Raw genomic sequence first — 18018 nt, forward strand, 5'->3', positions numbered from 1 at the left:
CCCCGGCACCGCTGCCGCTGCGTTCTCCCGAGATTCCGCCCGAGCAGCCGCTCGCCCGCGTCGCTGCCCCGGCACCCGTCACTCCATGGTCGCCCAGCGCACCCACGCCGCAGCCGCTGCGTCCGCTGACGATTGAGTCCTTCGCGCGCCACCGTCATGTCCAGGCCCCAGACCCCGAGCCGCTGCGCGCCATCGAGATCATCCCACTGTTCGGAAAGGAGCAGCCATGAGCACCGACGCCGCCGTCACATCCCGCGGCCAAGAACCCAAGGGCGAGCCCATCGTGCGTTGGTGGGCGCTGCTGCTCAGCGTGGCGCTCCTCGCTCTCGCCGCGGTCTTCGGCCGTGAGGCGTGGCGCGTGTCGACGCACGCCACCATCGACTCGTGGACGCAGCCCTTCATCGACGTCATGAGCGCCGACGCCCAGGGCTCCGCAGCCATCGCGCCTTGGATGCTGTGGGGCGGCGCCGCCGGCATCGTAGTCGGCCTGCTCGTGCTCTACGCTGCGCTCCGTCCGCGCCGTCACACCCACGTGGAACTCGCGAGCGACACGGTCTCCGGTTGGACGCGCCAGGTCGACATCGCCCGCCGGTGCTCCGCAACTGCGCGCAAGGTTCCTGGCGTGGGTGCCGCGCGCACGACCGCCGGAAAGAAGGGCATCCACCTCATCATCAACGGCGACATCGAGGACGAGAACCTCGCGACCCGCGTGCGTGAAGTCGTCAACGAGGAACTCGCGTCGCTCGCCCACCCCGCGCCGCTTTCCGTCACCGTCGAGCGCATCGAGGAGGTCGACACCAATGTCTAAACGCCTCGCCGGAATTCTGCGCACGCTCTTCATCATCCTTGGCCTGCTCCTCATCGCGCTGGGCGTGTGGCCCATCCTGCTGCACTTCGACGTCGGGCCCATTGTCGAGCTCACCCGCTGGGTCGACCACGGCATCTGGGCCGCACTTCCCACCCACGCGTGGTGGCCGTGGGCCCTCGGCGCGGCGGCCATCCTCTGCACCATTCTCGCTTTCTGGATCATCGTCGCAACGTTCAAGGTGCACCGCATCAACAAGGTGTCCTCGGAGGCCTCCAATGACGACGGCTCCATCGCGCTGCAGATGAACCCCATCATCGGCGGCATCGCCTCCTCCATGGAAAACGCTGAGGGTGTGGAAAAGGTCGAGCGCCGCGTCGCCTGGGACCGCGGCCACCAGCAAGCGACCTTTGCCATCCAGGCCAAGCCCGAGACTCCCTTCGCGGATCTCGTCGCCCTCGCCGAGCAAACCGAGCGCGACTTTCGAGCAGCCTTCCCCGACTCCGAGCTGGAGACGGTCTATAAGCTCCACTACTCACGCATCACGGCCTAAACGCCCGGCGGGGACGAAGGCCATGTCCCGTTGGCACTATCCGCAGGTCGCCGATTCTCCACACGAATCGGCGACCTGCGGTCATTGCTATTGAGACATTGCTTTCCTGCCGTGGCTCTAGCCGACTTCTGCCGCGGCGATGAGAATCTGCGTCACCGTGCCGAAGTCGCGCATGCGAGCCCCGGGCAGCTCGACCGTGAGCGTCTCGCCCACGGCACCGGTGACGATCCGCTGCCAGGAGAGATCCTCGCGGGCGAGCGTCCGGCGGGCGGGCGTGAAGACATGAAGGCCGTGGTCAAGCAGAATCGTCGACTCGGGTTCGGCGGTGCGCAGGACATAGACACGCTCGCCCAGGCTGCGGCGCTTGAGGCCTGCCAGCGGGCGCCCGGCGCGCGCGAGTGCTGCGGGGTCCACGCGGGAGATGGATTCGACGACCCCGAGGCGGTGCTCGGTGCCGGCGGCATCGGCAAGCACGAGGGGCCGGCCGGGACCGGTGGGACGGGCGCGGGAATACTCCCAGACCACCGGTTGGGACTGGCCCCGGACGATAGCGGTGCGGCCGTCGACGGTAACGAGCGCGCGGTCGCAACGGATGAGATACGTACCCTCCGCGGGTAGGAAGCCGGGGCGCACCGCGGCGCGAGTCTCAAGAGCGGCGACGAGATCCGCGTCCGAGGCGCCCCATCCAAGCCCCTCGTTGGCGAGCATCGCGAAGAGCGTGGGGAGGCTGAGATCAGGCTCGCCTTCCCACGCACGGCGCAGTGCTTCGAGGGTGGGGGCGATACGGGTGGGGTCCTGCATAGTGTCCCACTCTATTCGTCGCACGGGTCTGTAGTGCGCCAAACGGCAGACGATGTGGTCGTGATGGAGAAAGGCCGCCTTGTCGAGCACGGCCGCGTGGACGATCTCTTCGATCATCCGAAGGAGGCCTACACAAAGAACCTCATCGAGGTCCGTGCCGGGCCTCCACATCGAAATCGGCACCGGAGAAAACCTCGGCCTCACCGAGTAACCCGCCGCGCACGGCCGCCCCTCGTGTTTTCCGGGCCGTGTTTTCCGGGCCCACACTAGCCCCACGCGACGCGTCACACTCTCACCCCAGCTCCACGGCTGCCCCGCATGCGGCCAGGCGGACACGAATAATTAGCTCCAAAAATGTATGAAACGACAGCAGTTTTATGCACATTAGGCCCGATTTCCACCCCCGCATGAATTGCAATCTGGATCATATTATTAATATTCACCCGACGAAGGAGTGGAAACCGCAGGTCACAGCGTTATATTCTCTCGCATAAATCTGTCGGACTATTGGGGATTACCGTCACCCCATCACCCCTTTTGTGCCACAACTAACAGGGCGATAAATTATTCCCAAGCGCGTTTTCCCTCCCCAAGGAAGACGCGGTTGCGACCATTACTCTCAATCCGGCCGGACATGCAGCCGGATCTTCTCGGAGACACCATGTTCAAATACCTCATTAGGAAGACCCTGGGCTGGCTGCTCATGATCTTCCTGGCGACGAACATCGCCTACTTCTTGGCGGCGACGTTCCTCGACCCACGCTCGAATTACATCGGACGCCGTCCGCCTCTGTCCAACGATCAGATCAACGCGATGCTCGAGCCCTACAACTTGAGCCCCGAAACGCCTCTCCTTGAGCGTTGGTGGACGTGGCTCACCAACATCCTCCTGCACTGGGACTGGGGGCGCTCCCCCGTGGGCGACTTCGTCAACGACCAGATCAGCTACCGCATCTGGGTCTCGGCCCAGCTGCTCCTGCTGTCCACCATCCTCTCCATCGTCATCGGCGTGGCCGTGGGCGTCTATACCGCTTCGCACCAATACAAGTGGGGCGACCGCGTATGGCAAGGCATTTCCATCGTCGCGATGAACACGCACGTCGTCGTCGCGTCCATCGTGGTCGTCGCCATCGCCTTGTGGATCAATGAGGCCACCGGTTCCCGCATCTTCTACGTTGTGGGCGCCAGCTCCCTCGGCGTGGAGGGCTTTGCTAACAAGCTGCTCGACGCCCTGCAGCACCTCATCCTGCCTACCATCTCGCTTGTCTTCATCAGTTACGCGGGCTACCACATGACGCAGCGCACGCTCCTGCTCGATAACTTAAACGCGGACTACGTGCGCACCGCCCGCGCGAAGGGCCTCACGCGCCAGCAGGCCATCCGCAAGCACGCCCTGCGCACCTCCATCATTCCGGTCGCGACCTCCGTCGCGTTCTCCGTCCCTGGTATCTTCACCGGCGCGGTCATGACGGAGCGCATCTTCGGCTGGAACGGCATGGGCCAGTACTTCCTCGAAACCATCTCTAAGAACGACATCAACGGTGCCGTTGGTGTGGCCGCGTTCGGCGCTGCCATGACGGCCGTCTCCGCGGTCCTCGCTGACCTCGTTGTTGTCGCCCTCGATCCACGAGTCCGGGTGAGCTAAATGTCTGCGAATACTCCGAAGGGGAACAACCCCAACCTCAACCCCCACACGCCCGAACACGAGCCCATGAGCGAGCTCTCTGCGCAGTCCGAGCTCCACGCCGGCCAGCGACTCAACACAGCCGAGGCGCAGTCCACGCTCATCGCGGAGCTCAAGTCCGAGCCGGGCGCTGACGGCGTCGCCAAGGGCACCGCCCGCTGGAAGCTCTACGTCCGCCGCTACTTCCGCAACAAGATGGCGGTCGTGGGCCTGGCTATCCTCGTCTTCCTCATTCTCGTAGCCGTCTTCGGCGGGTTCTTCGCCCAGTGGGACTACCGTGACCCGGACTTCCTCAACTTGTCCACGCCGCCGAGCCCCGAGCACTGGCTCGGCACGACGGACGCCGGCAACGACCTCTACGCGCAGGTGGTCCACGGCCTCGGCCGCTCGCTTACCATCGCCATCCTCGTCTCGCTCTTCACGCTCGTCATCTCCGCGCTCGTGGGCGCCGGTGCAGCACTGTGGGGCGGCAAGGTGGAAAAGGCCGTCCTCGCCGTCATCCACTTCCTCCTGTCCATCCCGACCTTCCTCCTCATCGCCCTCGTGGTCTCCGACTCGGGCGGCGACTGGCGCCTGCTCATCGTCGTGCTCATCGCGTTCGGTTGGATGTATCAGGCCCGCGTCATCTGGTCGCTGGCGCTCACGGTGCGTGAACAGGATTACGTCCGCGCCGCGGACTACATGGGCGTTTCCCGTTTCAAGACGGTCATCCGCCACGTCATTCCCAACATCGGCTCGCTGCTTATCATCCAGTTCGTCTTCGGCGTCGTCGGCACCGTCGGCTCCGAGACCGCCCTGTCCTTCCTGGGCTTGGGCGTCAAGCTTCCCGATGTCTCCCTCGGTACGTTGCTCCAAGGCGGCACCGCCAGCGTGCAGTCTGCCCCGTGGCAGTTCTACGTTCCTGCAATCACCCTGACGCTGCTCACCGTCTCCATGGCCTTTATCGGCGACGGTCTGCGCGACGCTCTCGACCCGAACTCCAAGTCTGGTGGCAAGGCATGACACACCCCAACGAACAACCCGTCCTCTCCGTCAAGGACCTCCACGTCTCCTTCCCGTCCGAGGCAGGCTCCGTCTCCGCCGTCCGCGGCGTCGACTTCGACCTCTACCCCGGCCGCACGCTCGGCATCGTGGGCGAGTCCGGCTCCGGTAAGTCCGTGACCTCCATGTCCATCATGGGCCTGCTGCCGGACTACGCGAAGATCACCGGCTCCGTAAAGTTCGACGGTCGCGAGCTGCTGGGACTCACGGACAAGCAAATGTCCGAGATCCGCGGCCAGGGCATCGGCATGATCTTCCAGGATCCGCTCTCCGCGCTCACGCCGGTCTTCGACATCGGCACGCAGATCGTCGAGGCCATCCAGGCGCACCAGAACGTCTCCAAGTCCAACGCGCTCAAGCAGGCCGAGGCACTCCTCGAGCTCGTGGGCATCCCGGACCCCAAGCTGCGTCTCAAGTCCTTCCCGCACGAGTTCTCCGGCGGTATGCGCCAGCGCGTGGTCATTGCCATCGCGATTGCGAATAACCCGCGTGTGCTCATCGCGGACGAGCCCACCACGGCGCTCGACGTGACCATCCAGGCTCAGATCCTCGACGTCATCAAGGTCGCCCAGCGCGAGACCGGTGCAGCGACCATCATGATTACCCACGACATGGGCGTCGTCGCGGAGACCGCGGACGACGTCATGGTCATGTACGCCGGCCGCCCCGTCGAGCGCGGCGATGTAGACACCATCTTCAACCACCCGCGCATGCCGTACACGGTGGGTCTGCTCGGCTCCACGCCGCGCCCGGACGTGAGCTCCAACGAGCCGCTCACGCCCATCGAGGGCAACCCGCCCATCCTCGTCGACCTCCACGACCGCTGCCAATTCGCGCAGCGCTGCCCCGTGGCCATCGACGCCTGCCTCAAGGGCGAGCCCCGCTGACCCCGCTTGCCGATGCCCCCGCGCACCCCACGGCCTGCGTCCGCAGCGCCGAAATCCACGACGGCATGATTAACGGCGAGCGCATGTTCAAGGTCCCGCCGCTTTCCCCCGACTCGTTCGAGGGCATCCCGCGCGAAGACCGCAAGACCACACTCGAGGTCAAGGACCTGCGCAAGGAATTCCCGCTCATGAAGGGCGCGCTCGTCAAGCGGCGCGTGGGCACCGTCAAGGCCGTCGATGGGCTTACCTTCGATATCCGCGAAGGCGAGTGCATGGCCATCGTCGGCGAATCCGGCTGCGGCAAGACCACGACCCTGCTCGAGATCATGGACCTCGACCCGAAGGACGGCGTGGTCATCCTCAACGGCAAGGACGCGAACTCCATGTCGCGCGCCGAGCGCCGTGAGGCCCGCAAGGACATGCAGATCGTCTTCCAGGACCCGATGAGCTCGCTTAATCCGCGCCTCACGGTTCGCGAGGTCATCGCCGAGCCCCTCGAGTCGCTGGGCTACGCGGGCGACGTCGACGCCCGCGTCGCGGAGCTCATGAAGCTCGTGGGCCTCGATGCCTCGCAGCTCGACCGCTTCCCGGGGCACTTCTCCGGCGGCCAGCGCCAGCGCATCGGCCTGGCCCGTGCACTCGCGACGAACCCGTCCGTCATCGTCCTCGACGAGCCGGTCTCCGCACTCGACGTGTCCATCCAGGCCGGCGTGATCAACCTGCTCGAAGAGCTCAAGCGCAAGCTGGGCCTGTCCTACCTCTTCGTCGCCCACGATCTCTCGGTGGTCCGCCACCTCTCCGATCGCGTTGCGGTGATGTACAAGGGCCAGTTCGTCGAGCACGGCGACACCGACGAGATCTTTGACCACCCGCAGCATGAGTACACGCGCAAGCTACTGGCGGCCATTCCGATCCCGGATCCTGCAGTCGCGCGTGCACGTCAGGCCGAACGCGCTGCGCTCGCCAAGAAGTAGCACGACTCCGGCCTGCCACCGTGCAGGTCGGACACAAACTTTCCACGCTTATAACTGCATAGCCCCACTTTGTCTCATCCATAAAGGAGAACTCTTATGTCTTCGTTACGTCCGTCGCGTCTTCGCATTGCCAGCGTCGCGACCATGGCCACCCTTGCCCTTGCGCTTTCTGCCTGCGGTGGCTCCTCCGACTCTGCGTCTGGCTCCGGCGAGGCTCAGGTCGAAGTCAAGCCGTCCGGCGACTACAACGAGAAGTCGCGCAACGAGCTCAAGGACGGCGGTACGCTCACGCTACCGATCGGCGAAATCACCGAGCAGCAAAACGTGTTCCACGCCAACATGACCTCGGATACGCGTTCCGTATGGAGCTGGTACAACCCGCAAATCGCACTCTTCGACGGCGAGGGCAACTACACCGCAAACCCGGACTACATCTCCGAGGTCAAGGACGAAGAAAAGGACGGCAACACCGTCGTCACGTTCACCATCCGCGATGAGGCAAAGTACAACGATGACACCCCCATCGACTGGAAGGCCTTCGAAAACACCTGGAAGATGAACAACGGTGAGCAGGAGGGCAACCAGGTCAACTCGACTGACGGCTACGAGCGCATCACGTCGGTCGAAGCTGGCGCCAACGACAAGGAAGCCGTTGTCACCTTCGACGGCGTCTACCCATGGTGGCAGGGCCTCTTCAACCAGCTCCTGCACCCAGCTATCAACACCACTGAGCTGTACAACGAGGCGTACCTCAACAAGCTTCACCCTGAATACGGCGCGGGTCCGTTCAAGGTCGAAAACGCTGACTTCAACGGTGGCACCGTCACCTTCGTCCCGAACGAGAAGTGGTGGGGTGATGCCCCCAAGCTGGAGAAGGTCACCTACCGTCAGATGGAGTCTCAAGCGACCATCAACGCCTTCCAGGCCGGTGAGATCGACGCCGCTTCTGTCGGCACCAAGAACAACATGACCATTGCCAAGGGCATGGGCGATGCCATCGATATTCGTGCCGCGATGCTTCCGGCTAACTACCTCCTCACGCTCAACTCGGAAGCTCCGGCTCTCAAGGACGAGAAGGTCCGCGAGGGCATTATGACCGGTATTGACCGCACGCAGCTTGCCGCTGTGCGCTTTAACGGTCTGGGCTACACCGAAGAGCTGCCGGGTTCCCTGGTGATGTTCGGCACCCAGGAGGGGTACCAGGACAACTTCAGCGAGGTCGTCAGCTTCGACAAGGACAAGGCTAAGTCGCTCTTCGAGGAAGCTGGCTACACCGCTAACTCCGAGGGCATCATGGAGAAGGACGGCCAGCCGTTGTCCATCCGCTACGTCTCGACCGGCGACTCCGAGATGGTCAAGTCCACCGCCGCAGCCCTTCAGAAGATGCTGCGTGACGTGGGCGTCGACATGCAGGTCGAAGAGCGTCCTTCCTCTGACTTCTCCAAGATTATGAGTGAGAAGGACTTCGACATCATCGCAAGCGGTTTCCGTTCCTCGGATCCTTTCGGTCCCGCATACTTCAACCAGACCTACGCCTCTGACTCCGAGCTCAACAAGTCTGGCACGGGTTCGGCCGAGCTGGACAAGAAGATCGAAGAGCTGCAGAAGCTGCCGACCGCCGAAGAGCAGACCAAGCGCGCCAATGAGCTGGAGAAGGAAGCCTTCGGCCACTTTGGTCTCATGCCCTACGCCAACGGTGCTGACATGCAGGGTGTGAAGAAGGGACTTGCCAACATCGGCGCCCTTGGCTTTGCAGTCATCCCGAAGGAAGACATCGGCTGGGAGAAGTAGTTTCCTAATCACCACGCCGTCACGGCACGCCGAGTAGCCCGCTTCCCCTCGTAGGGAGCGGGTCTTTCGCGTCTTGGCGCTAGTTACACGGCACGTCGGGTCCGAATTCGCGGCGTTTGTAGATCCTGCCGTCGTTGCCTTTGTAGTAGACGTCGCCGTCTCTCTTTTTCATGTTGTGGTATTCGCACAGCATGAGGATGTTGTCCAGGTTGGTCTCCCCGCCTTTCGCCCAGGCTTTGAGGTGGTCGGCCTGGCACATCGAGAACGGAATCTTACAGTCCGGGTCCATACACGTGTGCTGGACCGCCGCTATCATGTCGCGTTGGGCTTGGGTGAAGTAGCGTTTGAGGCGGTATTGCTTCATCGGCTCGTTGCGCGCGTTGACAATCGTCGCTAGTCCCACCCCGGCGAGGAGTTCTTCCATAAGTTCTGCGCCGGTGCGCCACGTGCCGTCTGTGGCGCGCACGAGGATGTCCTCGCCGTCGCCGCGCAGAATCATCTCCAAGTCGTGGAGGTTGACGAGGATGTGGATCATCCGCCGCGGCGCGGTGAGCTGCGTGCGGTTTTCTACATGCTTCTTCAAGCCCTCGTAGAGGCCATCGTAGTTGCCGGGTTCCACGCCGGGCAGCCCGTGGATGTAGTCCATAAGCCACGCTTCGGTGGAGCGGATGACCAGTCGGTTGCGCCCGTCCTGGGAGACGCCGACGGTGGCCTCGTCTTTGGTTTCGGGTGGGGTGGTGTGCTGCGCTGCGACCTTGTCTAGGTCTTGTTCGCGGGTGCCGCACAACAACACGCGGAGGTCGTTGGGGTTGTCGCCTTTCTTGGAAAGCCGGTCGATTTTGGCCAGGACCCGGATGCCGTGGCCGAGGCGGCGGGCAGCGTCGCGGGCTTCGCCGATGCGTGGATGGGAGTCCAATGGTAAGGACGCGTTCGAGACCGCGTACCGGGCTTCGCCGATGCGTGGATGGGAGGCTTCCCAAAAGGTGCGCACGAGAGGCATGTAGAAGTCGGCGTCGGCGGTCGATAGGCCAGCGTCCCAGTAGTCGGTGCGGCGCCAGCCTGTAAGTTCGCGCAAGGAGTCGACGTTTTCTTCCTTGAGCCGAGAGACGAAAGAGTTCATGGCTTCGACGCTAAACAACGCATGTCAAGGCCCGCTAGGGTGAAAACTCAATCTGTGGAAAACTGCCCGAAATCGCCAACTATAGTGTGCAACCGACAAAGTTCTCCACAGGCACGTACGCGCCGGTCTTGACTATCGCACCGGCGGGCCACTATTGTGGCGCACCCCCACTTTTGGCGAGGCTTTTCGAAGTAACTCTGCTAGGGGAGATGAACAAAATTCTAGACCTTACAGCGCGCCTACCGTATGATTCTGTCACCCTATTTAAATAGGTTGCGCATGATTCCCTGAAACGCGCGCCGAATCCCGCCAGGAATCGCTATAGTTAACACAACCACAACTATTGTGAGTCACATCTCGTTTAGAACTGTGTGGTCGTACAACTTCATACCTGATCTCACCATCTCTACGGCGGTCACGGAGGCGCTTGCTCGGCGCCCCTCACGGCCGTCGGTGCGCCCCAAGCATCTCTCCTCGTGACGAATCCTTGTGGGCGCACGCACCTCACAAGGAGTCTTGAACAACATGAAGAAGGTCCATCGTATCCGCCTCGCCGGCGTCGCATCCCTCACTACTCTCGCCCTCACTCTTGCCGCCTGCAGCAGCGGCCAGTCCGAGTCGGCAGAAGGACAGGATGGCGGTGAGGCTGTCGGCGGCCTCAACATTGAGGTCGATCCTGCGGGCGACTACAACCCGAAGGAACGCGACGAGCTCAAAGACGGCGGTGAGCTCACCCTACCCATCGGCGAGCTCACCGAGCAGATGAATGCGTTCCATGCCAACATGACAACCGATACGTCCACCATCTGGGGTTGGTACAACCCACAGCTAGCCCTCTACGACGGCAAGGGCGAATACACCCCTAACCCGGACTACATTACGAATGCCAGCGCCGAGACCAAGGACGGAAAGACCGTCGTCACGTACGACATCGTGGACAAGGCCACCTTCAACGACGGCACGCCCATCGATTGGAAGGCGTTCGAAAACACGTGGAAAATGAACAACGGCGAGGACAAGGAGATCTCGCCAAACTCGACCGACGGCTACGAACTTATCGAATCCGTCGAGCGCGGCGACTCTGACAAGCAGGTCAAGGTCACCTTCCAAAATGCTTACCCTTGGTGGATGGGCCTGTTCAACCAGGTCCTGCACCCGAAGGTCAACACTGCACAGCTCTACAACGAGACCTACTTGAACGAACTCCACCCAGAGTACGGCGCCGGCCCGTTCAAGGTGGATTCCATCGACTTCAACGCGGGCAACGTCACGTTCGTGCCAAACGAGAAGTGGTGGGGCGACGCCCCCAAGCTTTCTAAGGTCACTTACCGTCAGCTCGAGTCACAGGCCACTATCAATGCGTTTAAGGCAGGCGAAATCGATGCCGCCGGTGTCGCATCGAAGAACAACCTGACCGTGGCCGCAGAGATGGGCGATGCCATCGACATCCGCGCATCCATGCGCATTGCCAACATCCTGTTTACGCTCAACTCGCAGGCGCCGCATCTCGGAGACATCAACGTCCGCCACGCCATCTTCAACGCGATTGACCGCTCCCAGCTCGCCGCCATCCGCTACAACGGCCTGGGCTACACCGAGGACCTACCGGGCTCGCTCACGCTGTACCCGACGCAGGACGGCTACAAGGACAACCTCTCCGAGGCCGTCACCTACGACCCCGAGTCCTCGAAGAAGCTGCTGGAAGAAGCAGGTTACGCGATGGGTGACGACGGCTACTACGCCAAGGACGGTGAGAAGCTCACTTTGCGTTACGTCCTTGTCGGAGACGACGAGGTCTCTAAGTCCACCGCCGCGGCGATCCAGAAGATGCTCAAGGACGTAGGTGTCGAGGTCACAGTGCAAGAGCGCCCGTCCTCTGACTTCTCTAAGATCGCCGAGGAGCGTGACTTTGACATCTTCCTGTCCGGCATCGCCTCGTCCGACCCGTACGGCGTCGCGTACTTCGGCCAGACCTGGCTCTCCGACTCGGACCTCAACAAGTCCGGCACCGGCACCAAGGAACTGGACGAAAAGATCCGCGAGCTCCAGAAGATCGACAACGGCGACGATCAAATTGCTAAGGCCAATGAGCTCGAGGTCGAGGCGTTTAAGACCTACGGCCTCATGCCATGGGCCAATGGTCCTGCAATGACCGGCGTGAAGAAGGGACTCGCCAACTTCGGTCCCGCCGGCTTCGCCGTCATCCCGAAGGAAGACATCGGCTGGGAGAAGTAGACACTCCCCCACGCGTGCAGTAAGGCCCGCCAGCGATATGCTGGCGGGCCTCACTGCGCTTAAGGCGTCTGCTCAAATGCCAAATGCCGCCTCACCGTAGGGTGAGGCGGCATCGACAAGCTCTACGCAGCTGCGTTAGAAACTGGGGATTAGCCCAGGATCTTGGTAACGCGGCCAGCGCCGACGGTGCGGGAGCCCTCGCGGATAGCGAAGCGCAGGCCCTCGTCCATAGCGACCGGCTGGATCAGCTCAACGGAGATCTCAACGTTGTCGCCCGGCATAACCATCTCGGTGCCTTCCGGCAGCTTGATGACGCCGGTGACGTCGGTGGTGCGGAAGTAGAACTGCGGACGGTAGTTGTCCATGAACGGGGTGTGGCGGCCGCCCTCTTCCTTCTTCAGGACGTAGACGGAACCCTCGAACTTGGTGTGCGGGGTGTAAGCGCCCGGCTTGATAACGACCTGGCCGCGCTCGACCTCTTCGCGCTTGGTACCACGCAGAAGCAGACCACAGTTGTCGCCAGCCTCGGTGTAGTCCATCATCTTGCGGAACATCTCGATACCGGTAACGGTGGTGTTGATGGACTTCTCGGTGATACCGATGATCTCAACGTCCTCGTTAACGTTGAGGGAGCCACGCTCGACACGGCCGGTAACGACGGTGCCGCGGCCGGTAATGGTGAAGATGTCCTCGATCGGCATCAGGAACGGCTTATCCAGCTCGCGCTCCGGATCCGGGATGGAGTCATCGCAAGCCTGCATCAGGTCAACGACGGACTGAACCCACTTCTCGTCGCCCTCGAGAGCCTTGAGAGCGGAGATGTGAACGATCGGAGCTTCCTCGTCGTAGTCCTGCTCAGCGAGCAGCTCGCGGATTTCCATCTCGACGAGCTCGATGATTTCCTCATCGTCAACCATGTCGCACTTGTTCAGAGCAACGAGGATGTACGGAACGCCCACCTGGCGAGCGAGCAGCACGTGCTCACGGGTCTGCGGCATCGGGCCATCGGTTGCAGCAACAACCAGGATAGCGCCGTCCATCTGAGCAGCACCGGTAATCATGTTCTTGATGTAGTCGGCGTGGCCCGGGGCGTCAACGTGTGCGTAGTGACGCTTCGGGGTGGAGTACTCAACGTGGGAGATGTTGATGGTAATACCGCGCTCCTTCTCCTCCGGAGCCTTGTCGATCATGTCGAAGGCGAAAGCGGTGTTCTCCTCCGGGTACTGGTCAGCCAGAACCTTGGTGATCGCTGCGGTGGTGGTGGTCTTGCCGTGGTCGACGTGTCCGATGGTGCCGATGTTAACATGCGGCTTCGTACGCTCGAACTTCTCCTTTGCCACTGTATGTCCTCCTGGACTCTATGGCGGCTGCGAACTTCGCAGCCACGTGGTTTGTATTGCCATTGGCACTTCGTACTTCTCCGGGGAGAAGGCCGTAAGCGCAAATGACGCTTTCTTTACGTGCCAGTTACACGATCCTAGATTTATGCCGCAGTTTTTTCAAACTGCCAAAATAGGAGGTAACCCCGCGCATGTAATGCGGACGTTGACCCTCGACAAGAATCTTTTGCTGGATCCTGGGAGGGTAACGGCCGGCTCAACATACCGCCTGTGAGCAGGCAATATATTCAGCGAACCGCTACCCCACCAGTGGCCACCCCCTGGCGCACGGGCCCGAGTTCGACTGGCACGAATCCGGGCCGCAAGGGTGCGACCGGGGTTAGGTGGCGGGGTGCGCTCTTAGTTCTTGGCGCCGGTGCGCTCTTCGATGATGGCGGTTGCCACGGAGGACGGAACCTCAGCGTAGGAATCGAACACCATCGTGAAGTTTGCACGGCCGGCGGTCGCCGAACGCAGGTCGCCGATGTAGCCGAACATCTCGGACAGCGGGACCTTGGCCTTGACGACCTTGGCGCCGGAACGGTCCTCCATGCCGAAGACCTGTCCACGACGGGAGCTGATGTCACCGTTGACGGTACCCATGTACTCCTCCGGGGTCACAACCTCGACAGCCATGAGCGGCTCGAGCAGGACCGGCTTTGCCTTGGCAACGGCCTCCTTGAGAACCTGGGAGCCGGCGATCTTGAACGCCATCTCCGAGGAGTCGACGTCGTGGTAAGCGCCGTCTTCCAGGGTGGCCTGGATGTTGACCAGCGGGAAGCCTGCGAGGTAGCCGTACTGCATAGCATCCTGGATACCAGCGTCGACGGACGGGATGTACTCCTTCGGAACGCGGCCACCGGTGACGGCGTTGACGAACTTGTAGGTTGCGGACTCGCCCTCTTCCAGGGTCTCCGGATCCGGATTGTACGGCTCGATGGAGACGATGACCTTTGCGAACTGACCGGAACCACCGGTCTGCTTCTTGTGGGTGAACTCGAGGGAGGTGACGGCCTTGCGGATGGTCTCGCGGTAAGCAACCTGCGGATTACCGATGTTGGCCTCGACCTTGAACTCGCGCTTCATGCGGTCAACGAGGACATCGAGGTGGAGCTCGCCCATGCCGCCGATGACAGTCTGGCCGGTTTCCTCGTCAAGCTCGACGGTGAAGGTCGGGTCCTCGGCGGCGAGCTTCTGAATAGCAATGCCGAGCTTCTCCTGGTCAGCCTTGGTCTTCGGCTCGATGGAGACCTTGATAACCGGGTCCGGGAAGGACATGGACTCGAGGATGATCGGGTTGTCCTTGTCGCACAGCGTGTCACCAGTGGTGGTCTCCTTGAGACCAATCATGGCGTAGATGTTGCCGGCGTCAGCCTGCTCGACCGGGTTCTCCTTGTTGGCGTGCATCTGGAACAGCTTGCCGATGCGCTCCTTCTTACCCTTGGTCGAGTTGAGCACCTCGGCGCCCGGCAGGATCTGGCCGGAGTAGACGCGGACGAAGTTGAGCTGGCCGTAGAACGGGTGAGCAGCAATCTTGAAGGACAGAGCCGAGAACGGATCGTGAACGTCCGGCTTACGGGTGATTTCCTTCTCCTCGTCGTTGACGTCATGGCCAACGATCTCGCCGATGTCGAGCGGGGTCGGGAGGTAGTCCACGACAGCGTCGAGCAGCGGCTGGACACCCTTGTTGCGGTACGCGGTACCACACAGAACCGGGTAGACCTCGGAGTTGACGGTCATCTTGCGGATGGCGCCCTTGATCTCCTCGAGGGTGAGCTCTTCGCCACCGAAGTACTTCTCCATGAGGGCCTCGTCGGACTCAGCAACGGTCTCGATGAGCTTCTCGCGGTACTCGGCTGCCTTGTCCTGCAGGTCGGCCGGGATCTCCTCGATAACCGGCTCAGCACCGGTCTCGACCTTGCCGCGCCAAGTGATGGCCTTCATCTCGAGCAGGTCAACGACGCCGTCAAAGTTGTCCTCAGCGCCGATCGGCAGCTGGAGAACGAGCGGCTTAGCGCCTAGGCGGTCGATGATGGTCTGAACGGTGAAGTAGAAGTCAGCGCCCAGCTTATCCATCTTGTTGACGAAGCAGATACGCGGAACGTCGTACTTTGCAGCCTGACGCCAGACCTGCTCAGACTGCGGCTCGACGCCTTCCTTGCCGTCAAAGACGGCGACAGCGCCATCGAGGACACGCAGGGAGCGCTCGACCTCGACGGTGAAGTCGACGTGACCCGGGGTGTCGATGATGTTGATCTGGTTGCCGTTCCAGAAACAGGTGACAGCAGCGGACGTAATGGTAATGCCGCGCTCCTTCTCCTGCTCCATCCAGTCAGTGGTGGAAGCACCATCGTGCGTCTCGCCAACCTTGCGGTTGATACCCGTGTAGAACAGGATGCGCTCGGTGGTGGTGGTCTTACCAGCATCGATGTGAGCCATGATGCCGATGTTGCGGACCTTGTGCAGGTCCTTAAGCACTTCTTGTGCCACGGTGTTACCCCAACTTCGTTAGTCGTGGACGCGCCCAGTCCGCCCGGCCCAGTGCCAAGGTTTCCAGCCACGTCGCTTAAGTGGATGTGTCTCGTTGTAAAATTTTGCCACTAAAGCGCCGTTTTAGCAGCCCGTAGACCGCTAAAAGTTTAGTAGCGCCGGTAAGCAGCCGCCCGTCAAACAGTGAGTGTGGGTGGCAAATCACAGCCACTCACCGAGAGTGAACCCACTGTTAGCACAATGGCCCGAGCAACGAACTCCAGTATAGGGACGCCTGCGGCATGCGATCGGCAAAGCCGACGCAGCACGGGCGAAATGTCGTTGCTCGGACCATAGGCATGGGTACCGCGAGATTACCAGCGGTAGTGGGCGAAGGCGCGGTTGGCCTCAGCCATCTTGTGGGTATCCTCGCGACGCTTCACGGAAGCGCCAAGGCCGTTGGAGGCATCCAGAATCTCGTTGGCGAGACGCTCGATCATCGTGTTCTCACGACGCTGGCGAGTGAAGGTGACGAGCCAACGCAGGGCCAGGGTGTTGGCGCGTGCCGGACGCACCTCAACCGGGACCTGGTAGGTGGCGCCACCGACGCGGCGGGAGCGAACCTCGAGGTCCGGGCGAATGTTGCCCAGGGCCTTCTCCAGGGTGCCGACCGGATCGGTGCCGGTCTTCTCGCGGCACGCCTCGAGAGCGCCGTAGACGATACGCTCGGCGGTGGACTTCTTGCCGTCCAGGAGGATCTTGTTGACGAGCATGGTGACCTGCTCGGAGTTGTACACCGGGTCCTTGACTACAGGACGCTTCGGAGCAGCATTCTTACGCATTGTTTACTGTCCCTTCTTGGCACCGTAACGGGAACGGGCCTGCTTGCGGTCCTTGACACCCTGGGTATCCAGAGCGCCGCGGATGATCTTGTAGCGGACACCCGGAAGGTCCTTCACACGGCCGCCACGCACGAGCACCATGGAGTGCTCCTGCAGGTTGTGGCCCTCGCCCGGGATGTAGGCCGAAACCTCGATGCCGGAGGAAAGGCGAACACGAGCGACCTTACGCAGTGCGGAGTTCGGCTTCTTCGGGGTGGTGGTGTAGACGCGGGTGCACACGCCGCGACGCTGCGGCGAGCCCTTCAGCGCAGCGGTAGCAACCTTCGTGCGCTTGTCATGGCGGCCCTTGCGGACCAGCTGCTGAATAGTTGGCATGTATCTAGTCTTTCTGTATGACTTATCGGCTTTCCTGACCAAACAAAACGCCTAAACATGCAAAAATGGGGGCTCTTTTCCGGGGCCCTGCCGCATGTCCAGGTCGTCCGTCAGCCGGAACCGGCCGAGGTATCGATCAGACTTTTCGCATCACGCAAGATGCGAAACCTCCCAACACTTTAACAGCCAGCGGCCCAACTACCAAAACCGTCGCAGGAGGGCTCCGTGCGACACGCCCCGCTTTCCGATGCCGCCCCTACCCCAGCGTCTCCTGCAGCCCCAGCGCCAGCTCTGTGAGCGCCGCTTGCCCCGACTCATAGGTGCCATCCGCCGGCACGACCGCAAGCGCCACACCGATCTCGCCCTGCGTGCCCGGCACGAGACCGAATTGGCGCACAAGGTAGCGCCCACTCTCGTCCGGGCCCCAGCCGCCCTTGAACCGCGTGCCTGAAATCTGCCCCAAGCCGTAATCCTGCCCCGCCACGATGGAGCCCATCGCGGCGAGTACTTGGTCCGCGCCCGTGATCGTGGACAATTGCCGCGCAAAGGATGCCTGCGCGGCGGTATCCCACTGGGTTTGCCCAAAGGCGCTAAAGCCCGGGCGCGTGACCTCTGGATTGACAACCGTCGCCGTGTCTCCGGCCGTCGCAAGGATGGAGCCGACGGCGGTGGCGGCGGCATCGGAAGCACCGAGCATGGCCCACAGGGCTTCGGCCGCTGCGTTGTCAGAAGCCGTGATGGCCTGTCGCATGGTGCCCGCAGCACTGGGGTCCGCGCGCAGGGCCGCGATGGACAGAGGCACCTTGATGGTGGACCAAGCAGGCTGCACCCCGGCGAGGCTGCCCGCCTGCACTGCGGGCGCCCCATTTACTGGCGCCACGGCGAGCGAGACCTGCGCGCCCGTGCGCGCCTCGACGTCCGCGGCAAGCTGTGTGAGCGCCGCCGCACTATCCGGGGCTGGGATGGAAGCCATAGTGTCATTCGCTTGGGCCTGCGACGTGGGCTCCGAGCTCGGCGCCGCGGTGACGGTGGTCGTGCGAACCACGATAGTGCTCGTGGTCG

General features: G+C 62.3%; 13 protein-coding genes and 3 pseudogenes. 9 read left to right on the top strand and 7 right to left on the bottom strand.

What is annotated here, in order from left to right:
• From BN9444_RS14595 to BN9444_RS00490, 3 genes and pseudogenes are all read left to right on the top strand, one after another.
• Positions 1-230: pseudogene (locus BN9444_RS14595) on the top strand (lysophospholipase); the annotation flags it as partial.
• Positions 227-808, top strand: coding sequence for a DUF6286 domain-containing protein (locus tag BN9444_RS00485; RefSeq protein ID WP_068801239.1), 582 nt, complete (start codon positions 227-229; stop codon positions 806-808). The pseudogene BN9444_RS14595 and the gene BN9444_RS00485, both read left to right, overlap by 4 nt.
• Positions 801-1358, top strand: a complete 558-nt coding sequence (locus BN9444_RS00490) for a hypothetical protein (protein WP_066489119.1) — start codon at positions 801-803, stop codon at positions 1356-1358. Before BN9444_RS00485 ends, BN9444_RS00490 begins: the two co-directional genes overlap by 8 nt.
• 117 nt (positions 1359-1475) lie before the next feature.
• Here BN9444_RS00490 and BN9444_RS00495 read toward each other — a convergent pair whose 3' ends face one another.
• Entirely contained in the window at positions 1476-2159 is a 684-nt protein-coding gene (locus BN9444_RS00495; protein WP_066489123.1) for a hypothetical protein, read from the bottom strand.
• Positions 2160-2168: 9 nt separating this feature from the next.
• On the opposite strand from BN9444_RS00495, the pseudogene BN9444_RS14925 reads away from it, so the two are divergent.
• From BN9444_RS14925 to BN9444_RS00515, 5 genes and pseudogenes are all read left to right on the top strand, one after another.
• A pseudogene (locus BN9444_RS14925) lies at positions 2169-2370 on the top strand (ABC transporter ATP-binding protein); the annotation flags it as partial.
• A 450-nt stretch (positions 2371-2820) separates the two neighbouring features.
• The gene (locus tag BN9444_RS00500) at positions 2821-3804 is read left to right on the top strand and encodes an ABC transporter permease (RefSeq protein ID WP_066489164.1); all 984 of its coding nucleotides are present in this window, start codon (positions 2821-2823) and stop codon (positions 3802-3804) included.
• Complete coding sequence (locus BN9444_RS00505) at positions 3805-4845, top strand: ABC transporter permease (RefSeq protein WP_082723248.1); 1041 nt, start codon at positions 3805-3807, stop codon at positions 4843-4845. It abuts the gene before it with no gap.
• Positions 4842-6745, top strand: a pseudogene (locus BN9444_RS00510) (dipeptide ABC transporter ATP-binding protein). Before BN9444_RS00505 ends, BN9444_RS00510 begins: the two are co-directional and overlap by 4 nt.
• Before the next feature lie 96 nt (positions 6746-6841).
• Positions 6842-8536 carry an ABC transporter family substrate-binding protein gene (locus BN9444_RS00515; RefSeq protein ID WP_066489142.1) on the top strand — a complete coding sequence of 565 codons (1695 nt, stop codon included), beginning with the start codon at positions 6842-6844 and terminating at the stop codon, positions 8534-8536.
• 79 nt (positions 8537-8615) lie between these two features.
• On the opposite strand, the gene BN9444_RS00520 is transcribed toward BN9444_RS00515, so the two are convergent.
• Entirely contained in the window at positions 8616-9656 is a 1041-nt protein-coding gene (locus BN9444_RS00520; protein ID WP_068801240.1) for an HNH endonuclease signature motif containing protein, read from the bottom strand.
• A 525-nt stretch (positions 9657-10181) separates the two neighbouring features.
• Here BN9444_RS00520 and BN9444_RS00525 point away from each other — a divergent pair.
• Positions 10182-11891 carry an ABC transporter family substrate-binding protein gene (locus BN9444_RS00525; RefSeq protein WP_068801241.1) on the top strand — a complete coding sequence of 570 codons (1710 nt, stop codon included), beginning with the start codon at positions 10182-10184 and terminating at the stop codon, positions 11889-11891.
• 149 nt (positions 11892-12040) lie between these two features.
• Here the strand turns inward: BN9444_RS00525 and tuf are convergent, their stop codons facing one another.
• From tuf to BN9444_RS00550, 5 genes are all read right to left on the bottom strand, one after another.
• Entirely contained in the window at positions 12041-13231 is a 1191-nt protein-coding gene (gene tuf / locus BN9444_RS00530) for an elongation factor Tu (protein WP_068801242.1), read from the bottom strand.
• A gap of 399 nt (positions 13232-13630) precedes the next feature.
• A complete protein-coding gene (gene fusA / locus BN9444_RS00535) occupies positions 13631-15760 on the bottom strand; it encodes an elongation factor G (protein ID WP_068801243.1) in 2130 nt (709 codons plus the stop codon).
• 353 nt (positions 15761-16113) lie between these two features.
• Entirely contained in the window at positions 16114-16581 is a 468-nt protein-coding gene (rpsG, locus tag BN9444_RS00540; RefSeq protein WP_066492963.1) for a 30S ribosomal protein S7, read from the bottom strand.
• Positions 16582-16584: 3 nt separating this feature from the next.
• Positions 16585-16956: a 30S ribosomal protein S12 gene (gene rpsL, locus BN9444_RS00545; protein ID WP_066492960.1), complete on the bottom strand. Its 372-nt coding sequence runs from the start codon at positions 16954-16956 to the stop codon at positions 16585-16587.
• A 256-nt stretch (positions 16957-17212) separates the two neighbouring features.
• Positions 17213-18018: serine hydrolase (locus tag BN9444_RS00550; RefSeq protein WP_338078330.1), on the bottom strand; the 806-nt coding region annotated here is incomplete at its 5' end.

It is taken from the genome of Corynebacterium phoceense (assembly GCF_900092335.1).
Lineage (GTDB): Bacteria > Actinomycetota > Actinomycetes > Mycobacteriales > Mycobacteriaceae > Corynebacterium > Corynebacterium phoceense.